The organism is Enterobacter sp. Acro-832, assembly GCF_011752745.1.
In the GTDB taxonomy this organism is placed as follows: Bacteria; Pseudomonadota; Gammaproteobacteria; order Enterobacterales; family Enterobacteriaceae; genus Enterobacter; species Enterobacter quasiroggenkampii.
Genome location: NZ_VWWX01000001.1, coordinates 1254748 through 1275031 on the forward strand (window position 1 = coordinate 1254748; position 20284 = coordinate 1275031).

Below are 20284 nucleotides of genomic sequence, written 5' to 3' on the forward strand. Positions count from 1 at the left end.
TGGCGCTGTCGCTTACCCGGCCTACGGCTTGGTTTTTTGTAGGCCGGGTAAGGCGAAGCCACCACCCGGTACATTGCCACAGACCGCAAGATTTGTAGGCCGGGTAAGGCGAAGCCGCCACCCGGCACATTGTCACAGACCGCAAGATTTGTAGGCCGGGTAAGGCGAAGCCGCCACCCGGCACATTGCCACAGACCGCAAGATTCGTAGGCCGGGTAAGCGACTGCGCCACCCGGCAAAAAGCTACCGCGTGATCCACAGCGTGGGCCAGGCGTCTGGCCCGTTCCAGTTATCGCAGCTGGGTTCCTCAGCATAACGCACCAGGCGGAAACGCTGGCCGTCAAACCGCCAGCGCGTCAGGAACCCACAATCGCCCATACCGCGCCCCAGCGAGAGCGTGGTCAGCTCGCGCGTCTTCTCATCAAAGCTGGCGTTCATCAACTCTATTTCGCTGCTGTCGCTTGACGGCGTAAACGGCAGACGCAGCCTGACGCTGCGGGCAGAGAACGGTTTCTTACGTGACACCAGCCACGCCAGATCGACGGTGTTATAGGCCCCCGCCTCGCAGCTGACGATCAGCAGCGCCTTGTCATCGGTCAACGCGGTGACGCGCACTTCCCGGCGGTTAGGATCCAGCGAGCACTGGCTGCTGTTCATCCTGCCGGTGCCATAATCCAGCAGGTCGTTCAGTTCGGCATGGGAAAGCGGTGTTGGGGTAGGATTAACGGTCGCCACCTTTTTCAGGGCGGGTGCGGGCGGTACGCTTAACGGCGGATCGTCACCTTTTCTGATCCACGCGGTTTCACTGCCCACGCGCTTTTGCTGCGCATCAATGAACAGCAGCGCGGCTTTCAGACCGCTCAGAGAAATCACCTGCTTACCGCCGCGAAGGGTTAGGGCCTTCCCTTCCTGGATATTTTTCAGAAAGGCGGTGATGGTGGCCGCATCGTCCGTTTTCAGATGCCAGGGCGTGAGCTGCCAGCGCTGTTTGTCCAGCTTCAGGGGAATATTATCCAGCAGCAGCCGGGGGGCAATCTCAGGCTCTTTCACGGAAGGCGTATCAAGCCCGCCGAGATCGATACGCAGCGTGGCATCCGTTTTCGCCCCGGCGCTTCGGGTGAGCGTCATGACCAGACCACGGTGTTCGCCCGTGTTGCGGGCAAGGCAAAAGTTCTGGTTATTGCAGGTCACCTGCCAGTCAGAAAAGGCTTGCTGCGCGGGTGCAGCCCGCACCAGCGGCGCGAGGAGCACACATAACAGGGAAAATAAAAAGACGCTGTAGCGCATGAATGGCACAATCCCGGAACGAAAACGCGTAACTGGGCAGTATCTTCGTGTTCCCGCCGGGGTTGCTCAATCGGATTTATCAGATATACCCGAAAAACAGGCTATATCCGTTCGAAAGGGGTATTCATCAGCCCGGTCGTCTGTAAATACTGCAGTAATATCACCGCCTTACCATCCCTGATTTCGCCTGAACGCACCATCTCCAGCGCCCGGGCAAAAGGAAGCTCCAGCACTTCGATATCTTCATCTTCTACGCCGCCGCCCCGGTGAGTGCGCTGCGCGTCGCTGTATTCCGCGATGAAGAAATGGACGATTTCCGTCACGCCGCCCGGCGACATAAACAGCTCGAAGATCTTTTTGACCTCGCCCACTTCGAAGCCGGTCTCTTCGACGGCCTCTTTGCGGATGCAGACTTCCGGCTCATCGTCATCGAGCAGGCCCGCGCAGGTTTCAATCAGACGTCCGTCCGGGTTGCCATTGACCCACGTTGCCACCCTGAACTGGCGGATCAGCACCACGCTCTGCTTTTCACGATTATAGAGCAGGATAGTTGCCCCGTTGCCGCGGTCGTAGACCTCGCGCCTGTGGCGGATCACTTCACCGTTGTTACGCGTCAGATCGTAGGTGATGTTACGCAGGACAAAGTAGTTTTCAGAGAGAATTTTGTCTTTGATAACGTCTATTTTCAGGGTCATACGGGCTCCACGACACAATGAGTCGTCCTATACTACGCCGTGAATCCCGCTTTGTCGCCCGCCGGATTAATGATGCTGTGGCGCATTACCTCCCAGCCAGTCGAGTATCCCTTGCGCGGCATGACGTCCTTCCGCCATCGCGGTCACCACCAGATCCGCGCCGCGTACCGCATCGCCCCCGGCGAAGATCTGCGGATTGGTCGTCTGGTAACGGTAGCGGCTCTCAACCGAGGCCACGATCCGTCCCCAGTCGTCCGTTTCAACCCCCTGCGCCTGCAGCCAGGGCATCGCGTGAGGATTAAAACCAAACGCCATGATGACCGCATCCGCGGCCATCACAAACTCGCTGCCCGCCACCGGAACGGGCCGACGCCGTCCCTGCGCATCCGGTTCACCGAGCACGGTTCGCAGCATCCGGATACCGTTGACCTTACCGTTCGGATCCAGCGTCAGCTCAACCGGCTGAACGTTAAACTCAAACGCGGCCCCCTCTTCTCTGGCGTTCTTCACCTCTTTCTTCGAGCCTGGCATGTTGGCCTCATCCCGACGATAGGCGCAGGTGACGTTTGCCGCCCCGTGGCGTAACGCAGTGCGGACGCAGTCCATCGCGGTGTCGCCTCCGCCCAGCACCACCACGTTCAGGCCACGGGTGTCGATGAACGGTTCGCTGGCCGTCGCCTCCAGCCCCATAACATGCCGCGTGTTGCCCACCAGGAAAGGCAGCGCGTCGTAGACCCCTGGCGCGTCCTCGTTCGGGATACCCGCCTTCATCGACCGATAGGTTCCCACCCCAATAAACAAGGCGTCGTAATCGTGCTTTAGCTGTGACATCGACACGTCCTGGCCCACCTCGCAGTTCAGCTCGAAGCGGATCCCCATCGCGGTAAATATCTCTCTGCGCCGCGCGAGCAGCGATTTGTCGAGCTTAAATGCCGGGATGCCAAAGGTCAGCAAACCGCCGATCTCCGGATGCCGGTCATAGACCGTCACGCTCACGCCGTGGCGCGCCAGCACGTCGGCGCACGCCAGCCCGGCGGGCCCCGCGCCGACAATCGCGACACGTTTACCTGACGGCGTGACGGCGGACATATCCGGCCGCCAGCCCATCGCCAGCGCCCGATCGGCGATATAGCGCTCGATGTTGCCGATGGTCACGGCGCCCGCCGCTTCACGCAGCGTGCAGGCACCCTCGCATAGCCGGTCCTGCGGACAGACGCGGCCGGTAATTTCAGGTAAACAGTTGGTCTGATGAGAAAGCTCAGCCGCGCCGGTGATATCCCCTGCGTTGAGGCGCTCAATCCACTGCGGAATGTGGTTGTGCAGCGGGCAGGTCCATTCGCAAATGCTATGCTCGCCGCACTTCAGGCAGCGCGACGCCTCGCGGGCGGCCTGTTCGGCCCGGAACGGCAGGTAAATTTCGTTAAAATGGCTCACGCGTTCGACGGCAGTCAGCTTATCGGGCTCGCCGCGGGGCGCCGTCGCCTGCATCTGCTGCTGTTTGCTACGCGGCGCGTCCACGCTGACGGCCTCCGCACCATGCCAGGGTTGCGCCTCCAGGCAGGCCGTGCGCTGTCGGCGCGATTTCGCCAGATTATCCAGCACGGCAGGCGTCACCAGGGTGAGGACATCTGCGGGGCAATTTTCGATACAGGCCGGGCCGTGTGGACGCGTCAGGCAGAGATCGCATTTATTCGCCGAGGCCTTCACGCTGCCCTTGTCGAGCGGGGTGACGATAATCTCCATCGTGCCAAACGGGCAGGCCACCACGCAGGCCTTACAGCCGATGCATTTTTGTTGATTCACCTGTACGCTGTCATCGCATTTGCTGATGGCGCCGTTCGGGCAGCTTTGCGCGCAGGGTGCATTTTCGCAATGATGGCAGGTCACCGGGCGGCTCTTCTCGCCGGATCTCAGGACCGTGATACGGGGATGAAAATGGCGTTCGCTCAGGACATGCTGCTCATCGTTGTGCGCCATCACGCAGGCCACTTCGCAGGCGCGACACCCAATGCACTGCTGGCTGTTAGCCATAATAAAACGATTCATAACCACACCTGTTTTTGGTTCAATAACCTTTTTCTTTATAAGAGTATGGTATTTACGCATCACGGTGCGATCGGGCAATGTTCAAATGCCCTGAACGCCCAATTATTTCCAGTGAACCTGTGGCAGATCAATTTTATTCAGAGAGCCGTTCTGTGACCGTTAAACGACCCGTTTCCGGAAGCCTTGCCTGGGCTTTCTTTTCGATCATTGCCCTATCCGTGCTCAGCAGCACCGTCGCGCTGCTGACGCTGGCCAGCAGCCAGCGCGATGCCGAAGCCATTAATATCGCCGGTTCGCTGCGCATGCAGAGCTATCGTCTGGGCTACGAGATGCAGCGCAACAGCCCTTCCCTTGCGGCACATCGCGAGAGCTGGCAACAGACGCTCGGCGCGCCTGCCCTGCAGAAGCTGAACCGCTGGTACGTCCCGGACAATGTGAAAGCACGCTATCAGCAGCTGCATGTGGCCTGGCAGGAGATGGATGCGCGCATCGCCCGCGGCGACAGCGCGTGGTATCAACGCAATATTGAAGATTCTGTCGGCCGCATTGATGCCTTTGTGCTCGCCCTCCAGCACTACACCGAACACAAAATTCAGACGGTCACCCTGCTCTCGCTGGCTGGCGCACTCGGGATCCTGCTGCTGACGCTGTTTACCCTGCGACGCATCCGTCGTCAGGTGGTGCTGCCGCTGAATAACCTGGTGGCGGCCAGCGAACGGATTGAGCGCGGCGAATTTGCCACTCCTGCGCCGGATAGCGCCCTGCCGAACGAGCTGGGCCAGCTTTCGCGCGCCTTTAACCACATGTCAGCCGAGCTCGATACGCTCTACCGTTCGCTCGAAGCCTCGGTTGCGGAAAAGACGCGGCACCTGCACGAAGCCCACCAGCAGCTCGACATGCTGTTCAAGTGCTCGCAGGCGCTCAATACCGGGCAGATAGACAGCCACTGTTTCCGGCATATCCTGCAGATTGTCCATGACTATACGCAGATGAATTATCTGGAACTGCGCACCAGCGACGACTGGCGGCTGTGTGAAGGGACGGAGGCTGAGGGTATCCCTCTGCAAAACCTGCCGGTACTGATGCAGGACACGCTCTACGGCGAGCTGCGCTGGCAAAGCAAGGCGGACAGTGTCCCCCTTCCGCTGATGAGAAGCGTGGCGACCATGCTCGGGCGCGGACTGTACTTTAACCAGGCGCAAAAGCATTACCAGCAGCTGCTGCTGATGGAAGAGCGCGCCACTATTGCCCGCGAGCTGCACGATTCGCTGGCGCAGGTGCTGTCGTATCTGCGCATTCAGCTTGCGTTGCTCAAACGCGCCGTGCCGGAAGAAAATACCCAAGCGCAGGCTATTATCACCGACTTCTCCCGTGAGCTGAACAACGCCTGGCAGCAGCTTCGCGAGCTGCTGACTACCTTCCGCCTGACGCTGAACCATGCGAATTTACCCGCGGCGCTGCAGGAGTCACTCGACGGGCTGCAGAGCCAGACGCAGGCGAAACTGCATCTCGACTGCCGCCTCTCCTCGCTGGCGCTGGACGCGCAAAAGCAGGTGCATTTGCTGCAGATCGTGCGTGAAGCCGTGCTGAACGCCATTAAGCACGCGCAGGCGAGCGAAATCACCGTCAGCTGCGTGACTGCAGCGGACGGTACACACAGCGTCAGCATTCGCGACAACGGCATCGGGATTGGCGAAGCCAGCGAGCCGCCGGGACATTACGGGCTGAACATCATGCGCGAACGCGCGCAGCGGCTTGGAGGAGTGCTGCACTTTTCACAGCCGCAAAACGGCGGCACGCTGGTCAGCGTGACGTTCCCGGCGCCCACGCCGTTAACGGGTAAATAACGGTAAAGAGGGAAGCGCAGGGAAAAGCGCATGATAATTTACACTATCTCCTTTATTTCTCCACGTTTGACCTGGGCCTTACCGCTAAAGTTATGCGGGCAATAAACAATAATGACGTGCAGCAAAACGAGGTCACACTTTCATGGCGAATTTTTTCATCGATCGCCCCATTTTTGCCTGGGTGCTTGCCATCCTGTTGTGTCTGACAGGCGTTCTGGCGATTACTTCACTTCCCGTTGAGCAATACCCCGACCTGGCACCGCCGAACGTGCGCGTCACCGCAAACTATCCCGGCGCGTCGGCACAGACGCTGGAAAATACCGTGACGCAGGTTATCGAGCAGAACATGACGGGTCTGGATAACCTGATGTACATGTCCTCGCAAAGCAGCGCCACGGGACAGGCGACGGTTACCCTGAGCTTTAAGGCGGGCACCGACCCGGACGAAGCGGTGCAGCAGGTCCAAAACCAGCTGCAGTCGGCCATGCGCAAGCTGCCCCAGGCGGTGCAGAACCAGGGCGTGACCGTGCGTAAAACCGGCGATACCAACATATTGACCATCGCCTTTGTCTCGACAGATGGCTCGATGGATAAACAGGACATCGCGGACTACGTCGCCAGTAATATTCAGGATCCCATCAGCCGGATCAACGGCGTCGGGGATATCGACGCCTATGGCTCACAATACTCCATGCGTATCTGGCTCGATCCCAACAAGCTGAACAGCTACCAGATGACGGCAACCGACGTGACGGATGCTATCAAAGCCCAGAACGCCCAGATTGCCGTAGGGCAACTGGGGGGAACGCCTTCCGTTGATAAGCAAGCCCTGAACGCCACCATTAATTCACAATCCCTGCTGCAGACGCCGGACCAGTTCCGCAATATCACCCTGCGCGTGAATCAGGACGGCTCGGAAGTGCGTCTCGGCGATGTCGCCACGGTGGAAATGGGGGCGGAGAAATACGACTACCTGAGCCGCTTTAACGGCAATCAGGCCTCCGGTCTGGGGATTAAGCTGGCCTCCGGCGCGAACGAAATGGCGACGGCGAAACTGGTATTAGACCGTCTGGATGAGCTGTCGCAGTATTTCCCGCACGGGCTGGAGTACAAAGTCGCCTATGAAACCACCTCCTTCGTAAAAGCCTCCATTGAGGACGTGGTGAAGACTCTGCTGGAAGCCATCGCGCTGGTGTTCCTGGTCATGTACCTGTTCCTGCAAAACTTCCGCGCGACGCTGATCCCCACCATTGCCGTCCCCGTGGTGCTGCTGGGGACCTTTGCGGTGCTTTACGCCTTCGGGTACAGCATTAATACCCTGACGATGTTTGCGATGGTGCTGGCAATCGGCCTTCTGGTGGATGATGCCATCGTGGTGGTTGAAAACGTCGAGCGCATCATGAGCGAAGAAGGGCTCTCTCCGCGCCAGGCGACGCGCAAGTCTATGGGGCAAATTCAGGGGGCGCTGGTCGGGATTGCGATGGTGCTGTCGGCCGTCTTTATCCCGATGGCCTTCTTTGGCGGCACCACCGGGGCGATTTACCGCCAGTTCTCGATCACCATCGTCTCAGCGATGGTGCTCTCCGTGCTGGTCGCGCTGATCCTCACCCCCGCGCTGTGCGCCACCATTCTGAAACCGCTGCACAAAGGGGAGCATCACGGGCAGAAAGGGTTCTTCGGCTGGTTTAACCGCATGTTCAACCGCAACGCCGCGCGGTATGAATCTGCCGTCGGTCGCGTACTGCACCGCAGCCTGCGCTGGATGATGATTTACGTTGTGCTACTGGGCGGCATGGTCTGGCTGTTCCTGCACCTGCCCACCTCGTTCCTGCCGATGGAAGACCGGGGGATGTTCACCACCTCGGTGCAGCTTCCGAGCGGCGCAACGCAGCAGCAGACGCTGAAAGTGGTTCAGAAAGTGGAACAGTACTTCTTCACCAAAGAGAAAGACAACGTTGTCTCGGTCTTCTCCACCGTCGGCTCCGGCCCGGGTGGTAACGGGCAGAACGTCGCCCGCATGTTTGTCCGCCTGAAGGACTGGGACGAGCGCGATACCCGGACGGGCACCTCGTTTGCCATTATTGAACGTGCGACAAAAGCCTTTGCGCACATCAAAGAGGCGCGCGTCTTTGCCAGCAGTCCGCCGGCGATAAGCGGGCTGGGCAGTTCCGCCGGGTTCGATATGGAGCTGCAGGATCACGCCGGTGCGGGCCACACGGCGCTGATGGCGGCACGCGATAAGCTGTTAGCGCTGGCAAGCAACGATCCTGGCCTGACCCGCGTTCGCCATAACGGCCTCGACGACAGCCCGCAGCTTCAGGTGGATATCGATCAGCGTAAGGCGCAGGCGCTGGGCGTCTCGATCAACGATATCAACGACACCCTGCAAACGGCGTGGGGGTCGAGCTATGTGAATGACTTTATGGATCGCGGCCGCGTGAAAAAAGTGTATGTCCAGTCCGCCGCGCCGTTCCGCATGCTGCCGGATGATATTAACCGCTGGTTTGTCAGAAATAATGCTGGCGGCATGGTGCCGTTCTCCGCCTTTGCCAGTTCGCACTGGGAGAGCGGATCGCCACGCCTGGAACGCTATAACGGCTATTCTGCGGTTGAAATCGTCGGGGAAGCCGCGCCGGGCGTCAGCACCGGTACCGCCATGGACACCATGGAAAAACTGGTGCAACAGCTGCCCGCCGGTTTTGGTCTCGAGTGGACGGCCATGTCTTACCAGGAGCGTCTCTCAGGGGCGCAGGCCCCCGCCCTTTACGCGCTCTCGCTGCTGGTGGTCTTCCTCTGCCTTGCCGCACTGTATGAGAGCTGGTCGGTCCCGTTCTCGGTCATGCTGGTCGTGCCCCTTGGGGTTATCGGTGCGCTGCTCGCGACCTGGATGCGCGGCCTGGAGAACGATGTTTACTTCCAGGTGGGCCTGCTCACCGTCATTGGGCTATCGGCGAAAAACGCCATTCTGATCGTTGAGTTTGCTAACGAGATGAATGCCAAAGGCCACGAACTGATGGCCGCCACGCTGCACGCCTGCCGTCAGCGCCTGCGCCCAATCCTGATGACGTCGCTGGCGTTTATTTTTGGTGTACTGCCGATGGCGACCAGCACTGGCGCAGGCTCCAGCAGCCAGCATGCCGTCGGCACGGGAGTGATGGGCGGCATGATTTCGGCCACCATCCTGGCCATTTACTTCGTTCCGCTGTTCTTTGTGCTGGTGCGTCGCCGCTTCCCGCTAAAGGAACGTCCTGAGTAAGTGGTTGAAATAAAAAAAGGCGGCTTTATCGGCCGCCTTTTTACTGTGTGATTAATTCACACTATGGTTATTTTACTTATTTTAGTGCTCTTGCAATTCTTACTGAATGTCATTTACGAAGCATGCCTTCGATAAAATCTTTCCAGTTCCCCAGTTCACGTTCAATCATAACAACCTCTCTTATTATTATGCGCATTCTACAAAAACGTACCATCATTGTGAAGACTATTTAACCAATTGCTGTGATTGTACCCCACGTCCTGCGGGGATTTATGATAAATATGAACGGAGAGCCCTCAATTTTTTGTGACGGCCAGCAATATTTTGAAATAACCCTACGAACGGGTGAGTTTTATTTTATTGGCTGAGTTTATTGGGTTTTTAAAGTTTATGGACATCTATGCTTAAATGATGAAAGAATATTCAGCGTACAGTTGTGAGTCGAATTAAGCAGGCGCGTTAATCCAGACAATTCCTGAATGTGTTATATTCCACTTAAGGATATATCTTCGAATTTACTGAACATTTAATTATCAGAACATCAAAAGGATTCACCATGGTTGTGATGTACGGCATTAAAAATTGCGACACCATCAAAAAAGCCCGCCGCTGGCTGGACGCTAACAGCGTGGAGTACCGCTTCCACGATTACCGTGCCGATGGGCTCGATGCAGAATTTCTGCATAGCGCTATTCGCGAACTGGGCTGGGAAGCCCTGCTGAACACCCGCGGTACCACCTGGCGTAAACTGGACGACTCTCTGCGCGCCAGCATCAACGATGCCGACAGCGCGGCAAAACTGATGCTCGAGATGCCGGCAATTATCAAACGCCCATTGCTCTGCGCGCCAGGGCAGCCTATGCTGCTGGGTTTCAGTGAAACCCTTTATTCCGACTTTTTTCGTTGAGGTGTAGTTTATGTCATGCCCGGTCATTGAGCTGACTCAGCAGCTTATTCGCCGTCCTTCCCTTAGCCCGGACGACGCAGGTTGTCAGGCTCTTATGATTGAACGCCTGCGCGCCATCGGTTTTACCGTTGAACGCATGGATTTTGGCGATACCCAGAACTTCTGGGCGTGGCGCGGACAGGGCGAAACGCTGGCCTTCGCCGGGCATACTGACGTCGTTCCCGCCGGTGACGCGGATCGCTGGATTAACCCGCCGTTTGAGCCGACCATTCGGGATGGCATGCTGTTTGGTCGCGGCGCGGCAGACATGAAAGGCTCTCTGGCGGCGATGGTCGTGGCGGCAGAGCGCTTTGTGGCGCAGCATCCGAACCACAAAAACCGTCTCGCGTTTTTGATCACCTCCGACGAAGAAGCCAGCGCGCACAACGGTACCGTAAAGGTCGTTGAAGCGCTGATGGCACGCAACGAGCGTCTCGACTACTGTCTGGTCGGTGAGCCGTCCAGCACCGAAGTGGTGGGTGACGTCGTCAAAAACGGACGCCGTGGCTCGCTGACCTGTAACCTGACCATTCACGGCGTTCAGGGCCACGTCGCTTACCCGCATCTCGCCGATAACCCGGTTCACCGCGCCGCGCCAATGCTGAGCGAGCTGGTGGCGATTGAGTGGGATAAGGGCAACGAGTTCTTCCCGCCGACCAGCATGCAGATAGCAAACGTCAAGGCCGGGACCGGCAGCAATAACGTGATCCCGGGGGATTATTTCGTCCAGTTCAACTTCCGCTTCAGCACGGAACTGACCGATGAGATGATCAAGGCGCGCGTTATCGCCCTGCTGGAAAAATATCAGCTGCGCTATACCGTGGAGTGGTGGCTTTCCGGCCAGCCGTTCCTGACGCAGCGTGGCAAACTGGTGGATGCGGTGGTGAACGCCATCGAGCACTATAATGAAATTAAGCCACAGCTGCTGACAACGGGTGGTACCTCAGACGGACGCTTTATCGCCCGTATGGGTGCTCAGGTTGTCGAACTGGGGCCAGTGAACGCAACCATTCATAAAATAAATGAGTGTGTCAATGCGGCAGATTTACAACTGCTGGCCCGTATGTATCAACGTATTATGGAGCAAATCGTCGCCTGACGAACGCTCTGAGAGGAATAGCGAATGGATTGGCTTTCAAAGTACTGGTGGGTTCTGGTGTTGGTTTTTCTGGTCGGCGTACTGCTTAACGTGATTAAAGACCTTAAGCGCGTGGACCATAAAAAATTTCTCGCCAACAAACCGGATCTTCCCCCGCACCGTGATTTCAACGACAAGTGGGACGATGACGACGACTGGCCGAAGAAAGACCAGAAGAAGTAACCGGTCTGTATCCCCTCTCCTGTGGAGAGGGGATAACCTCACATAAACTCAACAATATCATCATTATCCGGCTTACCGCCGCTGAGCGCTTCATCAAAGTAGTGCTTCGGTACGGTATAGCGCAAACGATCGAGCGCAAACTGCATGCTGCGGTCGTCAATGGCGTGGCCCAGATCGTCAACAATATCCAGCGTCACATCCCCACCTTCCCGAATCAGCGCTTCCTGGGCAGCAACCGCATGCGAGAGTTCAATCACCCGGTCTTCACCGCCGTGGATTAAGTGGATCGTGGTCTGCGTGGTTGCGCTTGTCGGTAACGTCGCAAAACGACCGTTAAACGCGATCACCCGTGACACCAGACCTGGCTGCGCCTTTACGCTTTCCAGCGACATGATTGACCCCTGCGAGAAGCCAATCAGCGCGGTGGCATCGGCTCCTACGCCGCTCTGCTGCTGCCAGTAGCGGACGACCTCGATAAAGGTCGGCATGATGGCATCAATGCGCGCCTGGCGGTTCTCTTCCGTCACGCCCTGAACCGAGAACCACTGGCGCCCGTTCGGGCCGCATGGCTCTACGCCACCAATGCTAACAATCAATGCCTCCGGAAAAACGGGCGCAAACCAGCTGCCAATCTGACCCATATTGACGGCATTATCGCCAACCCCATGAAACAGAAGCAGTAACTGTTTAGCCGGTTTATCAGGGCTTTGAACAACAAAATGGTCATGTTTCATGGTGGTCTCCTTAATAGATGACCTGGATTCTACGCCTCCCGGCGGGAATGACCATGCCACTTTACTGAAGAAGTCATTGAAAAAATTGCCATTGCAAAATGGCTTCCTTCAACTGCTGGCAACGGGGATAATCAAGGCTTTCAAGCGCTTGCGCGGTTTCACTGCGCAGCTTTGCCAGCAACGCTTTTCGCCCGGCCTCATCCGTTTTCCCTGCCATTTTCCCCCGCAGGGCCGGAAGCGGCATATCAACGGTGAGCAACAACCGCGTCAGCGCGGCAACCGAGGTTGAAAACGCGCGATGGGCAAAAGCAAACCCCGCCAGCTCCCGCCAGTCATCACTATTAAGGGTAGCTTCCCAGCCGTCGTCCACCGGGATCTTTTCACCGTTCCAGGCCGACAGGACGCGCATATCCCGACACAAACGCTGATGTTCCTGCGCGCACAGCCGACGCCCAGCCTCGCTCAGCGGCAGCAGCGCCATCGCCGTGTAGCAGCCGCTGCTGGCTTCCCGATGGCTCCCCATCCGCACCAGCACAAACCCGCACCGCTGCCAGAAATGCCACAGCTCGTCGGTATAACCGAAACTCACCGACAGATAATCTTCCCCGCGGGCGCTACGGATAAGCCGTTGTCCGATGCCTTCCCGCTGGCGCAGGGGGTGAACCGCAATGCGGCTAACCCGTCGCCCTTTCAGCGTCGCCGCGAGCGGAGAGCCGCCGTGCGCCGCCAGGGACTGCGCCACGAGATTCCCGCGTGGACGCCGGTATCCCGCCCACACGGCGCGGCTAAGCTCAGGGGACAACCCGCCCTCTTCCACCAGCCAGAGCGCGCCTGCAATCTCTGCCTCCGTCCCGGCAACAGCAAAGTGCTGGCCGGGCGCGTCCATCATCCGGCGTAAATCGAGCGGTGACGTGCGGTAGTGTGCCGCACACAGCAGTTCATAAACGCTTGCCACGCGTGCCGGGTCGCTCTCCCACATCCGCGGCGCCAGCGGCGTTATACGCACGTCGCCTTCCGGTTTGCGGTCGATAAGCGCATCATCAAATAACAGAGCATTCGCCACGAACCGCTCAAGCGGACATCCGGCAGCCCATCGAATGGGGGTCGATAAGGCATAATGCCGCAACCCGCTAAAACGGGCGCAGAACTTCAGCAGGAAACCCCTGCCCGTCCCTTCATAGCCCTGCACCGTGGTGGTTAACACCACGCGCGGAAAGCGCGTGACCAGCTTCTCCAGCAGCGGGCCCGGGATGGCAGCCGCTTCATCGACAATCAGCCAGTCGGCCTGCAGCGCGGAGGCCAGCAGCGCATCTGGGGCCATAAAGTGAAAATGCTGGCCCGCGAAGCGCGCAATGACATCCGTTGCCCCTTTAGCCGGTGCCGTGACCACCGCACGCCCCTGAATGCTACTGAGCAGCATCCCCGCCAGGGCTGACTTTCCGCGCCCGCGCGGTGCCGTTACCGCGGCAATGCCCGCAGGCATGGTCAGAAGCGCGTCGAGGATCTCTGCCTGCTCACGCTGCGGTGCGCCGCTGGCAGGCTGCCAGGCGGGTAAATCCGGCGCAACGGGAACGGACAAGGGACGATGCTGTTGCCAGACAATCACATCCGAATCGGCGGCAAGCGTCCGGCAGAAGTGGTGCACAAAGTGTGGAGTGGCGATCGGCTCCGCGCTGTCGCTCCAGCGCAAAGAATCGCTGTCTGGCCTGTCGGCCCAGTCAGCAAGTGGAGGAACCAGCAGCACAAGGAGGCTTCCGGCGCGCAGCGTTCCGCTGAGCGCGGCGAACGCTGAGACGTCAAACCCGGCGCGCGCGTCAAAGACAGCATGCCGATATTCGCGTCCCAGCAGTCCGCTGAGGGCTTTTGAGGGATTATCATCCAGCCACAGCCAGTCTCCCGGCAGGGTATTACGCAGGTCAGTCGCCTGACTCAACGTCCACTGCGCCTCGCCGCTGAGCACCACCAGCCGACGATGGCCGGTGCGCTCAAGCTCGCGTATCAGCTGATCAAACGCCAGCATTACATCGCTTTGCCGAAGGTATTACACTGCGCCGGGTCGCCGCTGTCGAAACCGCGTTTAAACCAGCTGTAGCGCTGCTGTGAGGTACCGTGGGTGAAGCTGTCCGGCACGACGCGCCCCTGGCTCTGCTGCTGAAGACGGTCGTCACCGATCGCCTGAGCGGCATTCAGCGCCTCCTCAAGATCGCCGGATTCCAGCACGCCCTGCTGCTGCATGCTGTGGCCCCAGACGCCCGCGAAGCAGTCCGCCTGCAGCTCCATTTTGACGGACAGGCGGTTCACTTCAGCCTGCGACGCATTTTGCTGCAGCTGGCGCACTTTTGGCTCAATCCCCAGCAGCTTTTGCACGTGATGGCCGACTTCATGCGCGATCACATAGCCCTGGGCAAAATCGCCGTCAGCGCCAAGCTTGCGTTTCATGTCATCGTAAAAGGAGAGATCGATATAGACGGTGCCGTCCGCCGGGCAGTAGAACGGCCCCATCACGGACTGTCCGGTGCCGCATCCGGTGCGGGTTGCGCCCCGGTACATCACCAGCTTTGGCTGCTGGTAGGTACGACCCATCTTCTCAAACAGCTGACCCCACGTATCTTCCGTTGTGGCGAGGATCACCGAGGTAAATTTGGCCGCTTCATCTTCATTCGGGCTGATGGAGCGCTGAGAATGCTGCTGCTGTTGCAGCGGCTGACCGGTCATTAACCCGGTGAGATCGACGCCGTAATACCCCGCGACCAGCACCACTATCAGCAGGATAATACCGCCCTTGCCGCTGGGTAAGCGGAAGCCGGGTCCCCCCATGGAAGGACCGCCGCCGCCATCACTGCGTCTGTCTTCTACATTGTCACTTTCACGACGCCCTTGCCAGCGCATAACCACCTCGAACTATTCCATTTATAATAGCTATGATCGTAGGCGGTTAACGACAAGATTACCATAGGAAACAAAGGTAAGACGCCAAAGGATGCGAACATCCTTTGGCAAGTGAGGGAGTTAGTCGAGCTTAACGCCTAAACGGTGAGCAACCGCTTCGTAGGCTTCAATCAGGCCACCCAGGCTCTGACGGAAACGGTCTTTGTCCATTTTATCCAGGGTTTCTTTGTCCCACAGGCGGCTGCCGTCCGGTGAGAACTCATCGCCCAGCACCACTTCGCCTTTGAACAGACCAAACTCCAGCTTGAAGTCGACGAGGATCAGGCCCGCGTCATCAAACAATTTTTTCAGCACGTCGTTGGCTTTGTAGGTCAGCTCTTTCATGCGCGCCAGGTTCTCTTTGTTCACCCAGCCGAAGGTTTCGCAGTAGGAATCATTGACCATCGGGTCGTGCATGGCGTCGTTTTTCAGGAACAGATCGAACAGCGGTGGATTCAGTTCGATACCTTCTTCAATGCCCAGACGCTTCACCAGGGAGCCCGCCGCACGGTTACGAATAACGCACTCAACCGGAACCATATCCAGTTTTTTCACCAGACATTCCGTATCGGACAGCAACGCTTCCATCTGAGTCGGGATACCCGCTTCGGCCAGTTTGGTCATAATGAAGTGGTTGAACTTGTTGTTCACCATGCCTTTACGATCGAACTGCTCAATGCGTGCGCCATCCCCTGCTGACGTATCATTGCGGAACTCGAGCACCAACAGATCCGGGTTTTCCGTGCTGTATACGGTCTTCGCTTTGCCACGATACAACTCAGCTTGCTTCTGCATCTTCATTACTCCTGGTGTGATGATATGTGTTCAAAACTGGGGATATTATGCCACGCACACGTTTGCGTAGCACGAAAATAAAAAGGGCTGGATTCACCAGCCCTCGTATTTATTTGCTGAATGCTGCCTGGAAGACAGCGACCAGCGCATCGTTCTGCGACTGGGTCAGCGTGTGACCTTTTGGATCGATAAACTGCAGGCTACTGCGGTTATCAAGGTCACCGACCTGAATTTTGTAGTCACCGGAGGCAAGCTGAGGATCTTTTGCACCCAGTTCCTGCCATGCGCTGTCGGAGAGCGGCTTATAGGTTGCCGTTATGCTGCCGGTTGAGCGGGTGCTGTCAGTGACTTTCATGCCCACTTTTTCCAGCGTCGCAGGCAGACGCTGCCAGGTCTGGTTAAACGGTGCGCGCACCACCAGCATTGGCAGGCCGGTATCGTCCGCGCCGCTCTGGACATCGAAGGTTACACCGTTGCGGCTCTGCGCGGCGTTGGCGGCATCGGTCGCGGTTTTATCCAGACCTGCGGCAATCACGTTCAGCATTTCGGTGCTGTAACGTTGCAGGGACGAGGCATCCGCAACCGGTTTACCCGCCTGCTCCAGGTTCAACAGCTTAACGTTGACCGCCTGCTGGTAACCCTGTGGTTTTACGGAGACTTGATAGCGACCGCGGTACTGCTGATCTTCATCCAGACGGTTCCATTCGATCCAGTCGGTGGTTAACGTCTGGCTGGCGTCATCGCGTTTATCGATGGTGTAGTTCTTCGACTGAATGACGCTGACAACCTGTGGCCACAGCGTGCTACCGCGCGCGCTCTCAACCATCAGAGACGCGGTATCACCGGTGAACTGGGTACGCGCCCCGTTAACCAGCGCCAGAGGCTGTGCTGGTGGACGAATATCAAGCGCTTTACCGACCAGGCCGCTGCCGTTGGTCACGGGAATATTATAATCGCCGTTCTGAATCGGCAGGATCATACCAGCCGGTGCGTGAAGTTCAGCAAGCGGGGTCGCATCCAGATAGGATTCATCACCGCTCACCTGGCGCTTATAGCGCGAGTCTGAACTACAGGCAGCGAGCAGCAAAACAAGCGAAACACTCGCAACCTTCGCCAGGCGCGACTTCTGTACTGAATAAGCCATCAAATCTCCCTAAACTCTACAGCAAACCGGCATGCTTCAGCGCTGCCCTGACGATATCACGACCGTGGTCGGTAATCGGTGTCATTGGCAGACGCAGCGTGTCGGTTGCTACAAGCCCCAACTCCTTACATGCCCATTTCACTGGGATCGGATTGGGTTCGACAAATAATTTATTGTGCAGCGGCATCAGACGCTGATTGATGACACGCGCTTCATCAAAGTGACCGGCCGCGGCCAGTTTGCACATTTCAGCCATGTCGCGCGCCGCAACGTTTGCCGTTACGGAGATCACGCCATGACCACCGAGCTGCATAAAGTCCAGCGCGGTCGCATCATCACCGCTCAACAGGATAAAGTCGTCTGAAACCAGCTCTTTGATCTGATGAACGCGGCTTAAGTTCCCTGTCGCCTCTTTAATACCGATAATATTTTTTACTTCCGAGAGACGGCCAACGGTTTCCGGCAGCATATCGCAACCGGTACGGGACGGCACATTATACAGAATTTGTGGCAAGTCAGTATGTTCAGCGATGGCTTTGAAGTGCTGGAACAAACCTTCCTGAGTGGGACGGTTGTAGTAAGGGGTCACCGTCAGACAGCCGACAATGCCGCTGTCGTTAAAACGTTTAGTCAGGCTGATCGCTTCTGCGGTGGCATTCGCGCCTGTGCCCGCGATGACCGGAATACGTCCGTCAGCCAGTTCCAGGGTCAGCATAACCACATCGCCGTGCTCGTCGTGGCTCAGCGTTGCAGATTCACCGGTAGTCCCTACCGAAACGATCGCCGAGGTTCCATTGGCGACATGGTAATCAATCAGCTTCTTCATGCTAGACCGGCAGACGTTACCTTTTTCATCCATCGGTGTTACAAGCGCGACAATACTTCCCGTGAACATGAGCCATCCTCTGTGCGAACAAGAGTCTCAATGGTACGTTTGGAACTGTAATAAAAGCAAGCGACCTGAGGCCCTCAGGCGGTTGTATGCATGTTTTTTTTATGCTTTCCTTAGGAAGACTTAACCATGCAAAGGAAGAACAGGTTTGACAACCTCATCACAACATTACCTGGTTATCACTGCGCTGGGTGCCGACAGGCCGGGTATCGTGAACACCATCACCCGCCACGTAAGCAGCTGCGGCTGTAATATCGAAGACAGCCGTCTGGCCATGCTCGGCGAAGAGTTCACATTCATTATGTTGCTTTCCGGGACATGGAACGCCATCACGTTGATTGAATCGACCCTGCCGCTGAAAGGCGCCGAGCTGGACTTGCTGATCGTCATGAAGCGCACCACCGCGCGACCACGTCCAGCTATGCCTTCTACCGTCTGGGTGCAGGTTGAAGTGCCTGATTCTCCGCATCTGATTGAGCGCTTCACCGCGCTGTTTGACAGCCATCAGATGAACATCGCCGAGCTCGTTTCCCGCACACAGCCGGGCGACGCAAGCACGGTTCCCACGCTCTTTATTCAAATTACCGCGCACAGTCCTGCATCACAGGATGCGTCAAATATCGAGCAAGCGTTCAAAGCCCTCTGTACAGAATTAAACGCGCAGGGCAGTATAAGCGTCGTCAATTATTCGCAGCACGAACAGGATGGAGTTGAGTAATGAATCCACTGAAAGCCGGTGACATCGCACCGAAATTTAGCTTACCGGATCAAGACGGCGAGCAAGTAAATTTGACCGACTTCCAGGGACAGCGTGTTCTGGTCTATTTCTACCCGAAAGCCATGACCCCCGGCTGCACCGTACAGGCCTGCGGCTTACGCGACAACATGGATGAGTTGAAGAAAGTCGGCGTGGAAGTGCTGGGTATCAGCACCGATAAACCAGAAAAGCTGTCACGATTTGCTGAAAAAGAGCTGCTGAACTTCACGCTGCTTTCTGATGAAGATCATCAGGTTTGCGAGCAGTTCGGCGTCTGGGGCGAGAAGACGTTTATGGGTAAAACCTACGACGGCATTCACCGCATCAGCTTCCTGATTGACGCTGACGGTAAAGTTGAACACGTGTTTGATGACTTCAAAACCAGCAACCACCACGACGTGGTGTTGAACTGGCTGAAAGAAAGTGCCTGAAAGTGAGTGTCGGGTGGCGGCTTCGCCTTACCCGACCTACAAGGATAAGTCGGCCGGGTAAGCGCAACGCCACCCGGCAAAACTTACTGCTCTTCTACCGCCGGCACATCCGGCCACGCGTGGACGACCGCTTTAATCAGCGTTGCCAGCGGAATGGCGAAGAACACGCCCCAGAATCCCCACAGCCCGCCGAAAATCACCACCGATAAGATAATCACCAGCGGATGCAGGTTCACCGCTTCGGAGAACAGCACCGGTACCAGCAGGTTACCGTCCAGCCCCTGAATAATCAGGTACACCGCGAAGCAGCTCCAGAACTCGGTCCCCAGCCCAAACTGGAACAACGCCACGCCAACCACCGGAATGGTCACCACAAACGCGCCGATATACGGGATCAGGACCGATAACCCCACCAGCACCGCCAGCAGCAGCGAGTAGTTCAGGCCGAAAATCAGGAAGCCAATCCAGGTGGCGACCCCCACGACAATCATCTCCAGCACCTTGCCGCGAATGTAGTTGGTGATCTGCTGATTCATCTCTTCCCAGACCTGCCCCGCCAGCCCGCGGTTGCGCGGCAGAATACGGCGCACGGCGTTGAGCATCTGGTCTTTATCTTTCACCAGGAAGAAGACCATCAGCGGCACCAGCACAAGGTAGACCGCCAGCGTCAGCAGTCCGACCAGGGATGCCAGCGAGTACTTCACCACCGAATCGCCCATCGTCATGATGCGGGCGCGCATGTTTTCGGCCATCGCGTCGATAATCCCGGCATCCATCAGCGCAGGATAACGGCGCGGCAGCGTAGCGGCGAAATCAGACAGTTTGTTCAACATGCCGGGCATATCGCGGATCAGGTTGATTCCCTGTTGCCAGGCAACCGGCATCACCACAAAGGCCATCAGCAGCAGGATGCCGACAAACAGCACCAGCACGATGCTGGTCGCCCAGCGGCGGGAACAGCCGATATGTTCCAGGCGCGCCGTGGGCCACTCCAGCAGGTACGCCAGCACAATCGCCACCAGCAGAGGGGCGAGCAGACCGCTAAAGAAGAACAGGATACCGAACCCGGCAACCAGAATAACCAACAAAGCAATGGCTTCCGGGTCGCTGAAGCGACGCCGGTACCACTGCATTAACATTTCGAGCATACAACCCTTCCCTGAATCGAATGGCGGGAGTGAGACGGTGAATTGTATCTAACTGTC

Annotated in this window: 18 protein-coding genes; 7 read left to right on the top strand and 11 right to left on the bottom strand. The window is 57.6% G+C overall.

Going from position 1 to position 20284, the window contains the following annotated elements; genetic code table 11:
- Nucleotides 1-243: 243 nt before the first annotated feature.
- From F3J31_RS05775 to aegA, 3 genes are all read right to left on the bottom strand, one after another.
- Nucleotides 244-1287 (bottom strand): DUF1176 domain-containing protein, encoded by a 1044-nt coding sequence (locus tag F3J31_RS05775; protein WP_167211850.1) that lies wholly within the window; start codon nt 1285-1287, stop codon nt 244-246.
- A gap of 101 nt (nt 1288-1388) precedes the next feature.
- Nucleotides 1389-1982 (bottom strand): GDP-mannose pyrophosphatase NudK, encoded by a 594-nt coding sequence (gene nudK, locus F3J31_RS05780; protein ID WP_167211853.1) that lies wholly within the window; start codon nt 1980-1982, stop codon nt 1389-1391.
- Between the two features lie 66 nt (nt 1983-2048).
- Nucleotides 2049-4028, bottom strand: a complete 1980-nt coding sequence (gene aegA, locus F3J31_RS05785; RefSeq protein WP_167211856.1) for a formate-dependent uric acid utilization protein AegA — start codon at nt 4026-4028, stop codon at nt 2049-2051.
- A 152-nt stretch (nt 4029-4180) separates the two neighbouring features.
- On the opposite strand from aegA, the gene narQ reads away from it, so the two are divergent.
- Nucleotides 4181-5875, top strand: a complete 1695-nt coding sequence (gene narQ / locus F3J31_RS05790; RefSeq protein WP_167211860.1) for a nitrate/nitrite two-component system sensor histidine kinase NarQ — start codon at nt 4181-4183, stop codon at nt 5873-5875.
- 142 nt (nt 5876-6017) lie between these two features.
- The gene (gene acrD, locus F3J31_RS05795) at nt 6018-9131 is read left to right on the top strand and encodes a multidrug efflux RND transporter permease AcrD (RefSeq protein WP_167211863.1); all 3114 of its coding nucleotides are present in this window, start codon (nt 6018-6020) and stop codon (nt 9129-9131) included.
- Nucleotides 9132-9240: 109 nt separating this feature from the next.
- Here acrD and ypfM read toward each other — a convergent pair whose 3' ends face one another.
- Nucleotides 9241-9300 carry a protein YpfM gene (gene ypfM, locus F3J31_RS05800; RefSeq protein WP_015572204.1) on the bottom strand — a complete coding sequence of 20 codons (60 nt, stop codon included), beginning with the start codon at nt 9298-9300 and terminating at the stop codon, nt 9241-9243.
- Nucleotides 9301-9687: 387 nt separating this feature from the next.
- On the opposite strand from ypfM, the gene F3J31_RS05805 reads away from it, so the two are divergent.
- Genes F3J31_RS05805 through F3J31_RS05815 form a run of 3 tightly spaced genes read left to right on the top strand, consistent with a single transcriptional unit; the run spans nt 9688 to nt 11398 of the window.
- Entirely contained in the window at nt 9688-10038 is a 351-nt protein-coding gene (locus F3J31_RS05805; protein WP_048029616.1) for an ArsC family reductase, read from the top strand.
- A gap of 10 nt (nt 10039-10048) precedes the next feature.
- The gene (gene dapE / locus F3J31_RS05810; RefSeq protein ID WP_023294260.1) at nt 10049-11176 is read left to right on the top strand and encodes a succinyl-diaminopimelate desuccinylase; all 1128 of its coding nucleotides are present in this window, start codon (nt 10049-10051) and stop codon (nt 11174-11176) included.
- Between the two features lie 24 nt (nt 11177-11200).
- A complete protein-coding gene (locus F3J31_RS05815; protein WP_008501627.1) occupies nt 11201-11398 on the top strand; it encodes a YpfN family protein in 198 nt (65 codons plus the stop codon).
- Nucleotides 11399-11436: 38 nt separating this feature from the next.
- Here F3J31_RS05815 and ypfH read toward each other — a convergent pair whose 3' ends face one another.
- The 6 genes from ypfH to dapA all read right to left on the bottom strand — a co-directional run bounded on the left by ypfH (nt 11437) and on the right by dapA (nt 17894).
- Nucleotides 11437-12132: an esterase gene (gene ypfH / locus F3J31_RS05820; RefSeq protein ID WP_048029615.1), complete on the bottom strand. Its 696-nt coding sequence runs from the start codon at nt 12130-12132 to the stop codon at nt 11437-11439.
- 73 nt (nt 12133-12205) lie between these two features.
- Nucleotides 12206-14152: a GNAT family N-acetyltransferase gene (locus tag F3J31_RS05825; RefSeq protein ID WP_167211867.1), complete on the bottom strand. Its 1947-nt coding sequence runs from the start codon at nt 14150-14152 to the stop codon at nt 12206-12208.
- Nucleotides 14152-15021 carry a neutral zinc metallopeptidase gene (locus F3J31_RS05830; RefSeq protein ID WP_028016137.1) on the bottom strand — a complete coding sequence of 290 codons (870 nt, stop codon included), beginning with the start codon at nt 15019-15021 and terminating at the stop codon, nt 14152-14154. Before F3J31_RS05830 ends, F3J31_RS05825 begins: the two co-directional genes overlap by 1 nt.
- A gap of 120 nt (nt 15022-15141) precedes the next feature.
- Nucleotides 15142-15855 carry a phosphoribosylaminoimidazolesuccinocarboxamide synthase gene (purC, locus tag F3J31_RS05835; protein ID WP_008501631.1) on the bottom strand — a complete coding sequence of 238 codons (714 nt, stop codon included), beginning with the start codon at nt 15853-15855 and terminating at the stop codon, nt 15142-15144.
- A 109-nt stretch (nt 15856-15964) separates the two neighbouring features.
- Nucleotides 15965-16999, bottom strand: a complete 1035-nt coding sequence (bamC, locus tag F3J31_RS05840) for an outer membrane protein assembly factor BamC (protein WP_167211870.1) — start codon at nt 16997-16999, stop codon at nt 15965-15967.
- A 16-nt stretch (nt 17000-17015) separates the two neighbouring features.
- The gene (gene dapA, locus F3J31_RS05845) at nt 17016-17894 is read right to left on the bottom strand and encodes a 4-hydroxy-tetrahydrodipicolinate synthase (protein WP_008501633.1); all 879 of its coding nucleotides are present in this window, start codon (nt 17892-17894) and stop codon (nt 17016-17018) included.
- A gap of 145 nt (nt 17895-18039) precedes the next feature.
- Here dapA and F3J31_RS05850 point away from each other — a divergent pair, with 145 nt between their 5' ends.
- Nucleotides 18040-18609, top strand: coding sequence for a glycine cleavage system transcriptional repressor (locus tag F3J31_RS05850; protein WP_023325845.1), 570 nt, complete (start codon nt 18040-18042; stop codon nt 18607-18609).
- A complete protein-coding gene (bcp, locus tag F3J31_RS05855) occupies nt 18609-19079 on the top strand; it encodes a thioredoxin-dependent thiol peroxidase (protein ID WP_008501635.1) in 471 nt (156 codons plus the stop codon). The genes F3J31_RS05850 and bcp overlap by 1 nt, the downstream gene beginning before the upstream one ends.
- Nucleotides 19080-19162: 83 nt before the next feature.
- On the opposite strand, the gene F3J31_RS05860 is transcribed toward bcp, so the two are convergent.
- Nucleotides 19163-20227, bottom strand: a complete 1065-nt coding sequence (locus F3J31_RS05860; protein ID WP_045908583.1) for an AI-2E family transporter — start codon at nt 20225-20227, stop codon at nt 19163-19165.
- Between the last annotated feature and the right edge of the window lie 57 nt (nt 20228-20284).

Excerpts from the sequence above, each read along its gene's own strand:
- F3J31_RS05775 (WP_167211850.1), bottom strand. The coding sequence starts at position 1,287 with ATGCGCTACAGCGTCTTTTTATTTTCCCTGTTATGTGTGCTCCTCGCG.
- nudK (WP_167211853.1), bottom strand. The coding sequence starts at position 1,982 with ATGACCCTGAAAATAGACGTTATCAAAGACAAAATTCTCTCTGAAAAC.
- aegA (WP_167211856.1), bottom strand. The coding sequence starts at position 4,028 with ATGAATCGTTTTATTATGGCTAACAGCCAGCAGTGCATTGGGTGTCGC.
- acrD (WP_167211863.1), top strand. The coding sequence starts at position 6,018 with ATGGCGAATTTTTTCATCGATCGCCCCATTTTTGCCTGGGTGCTTGCC.
- F3J31_RS05805 (WP_048029616.1), top strand. The coding sequence starts at position 9,688 with ATGGTTGTGATGTACGGCATTAAAAATTGCGACACCATCAAAAAAGCC.
- dapE (WP_023294260.1), top strand. The coding sequence starts at position 10,049 with ATGTCATGCCCGGTCATTGAGCTGACTCAGCAGCTTATTCGCCGTCCT.
- F3J31_RS05815 (WP_008501627.1), top strand. The coding sequence starts at position 11,201 with ATGGATTGGCTTTCAAAGTACTGGTGGGTTCTGGTGTTGGTTTTTCTG.
- ypfH (WP_048029615.1), bottom strand. The coding sequence starts at position 12,132 with ATGAAACATGACCATTTTGTTGTTCAAAGCCCTGATAAACCGGCTAAA.
- F3J31_RS05825 (WP_167211867.1), bottom strand. The coding sequence starts at position 14,152 with ATGCTGGCGTTTGATCAGCTGATACGCGAGCTTGAGCGCACCGGCCAT.
- F3J31_RS05830 (WP_028016137.1), bottom strand. The coding sequence starts at position 15,021 with ATGCGCTGGCAAGGGCGTCGTGAAAGTGACAATGTAGAAGACAGACGC.
- purC (WP_008501631.1), bottom strand. The coding sequence starts at position 15,855 with ATGCAGAAGCAAGCTGAGTTGTATCGTGGCAAAGCGAAGACCGTATAC.
- bamC (WP_167211870.1), bottom strand. The coding sequence starts at position 16,999 with ATGGCTTATTCAGTACAGAAGTCGCGCCTGGCGAAGGTTGCGAGTGTT.
- dapA (WP_008501633.1), bottom strand. The coding sequence starts at position 17,894 with ATGTTCACGGGAAGTATTGTCGCGCTTGTAACACCGATGGATGAAAAA.
- bcp (WP_008501635.1), top strand. The coding sequence starts at position 18,609 with ATGAATCCACTGAAAGCCGGTGACATCGCACCGAAATTTAGCTTACCG.
- F3J31_RS05860 (WP_045908583.1), bottom strand. The coding sequence starts at position 20,227 with ATGCTCGAAATGTTAATGCAGTGGTACCGGCGTCGCTTCAGCGACCCG.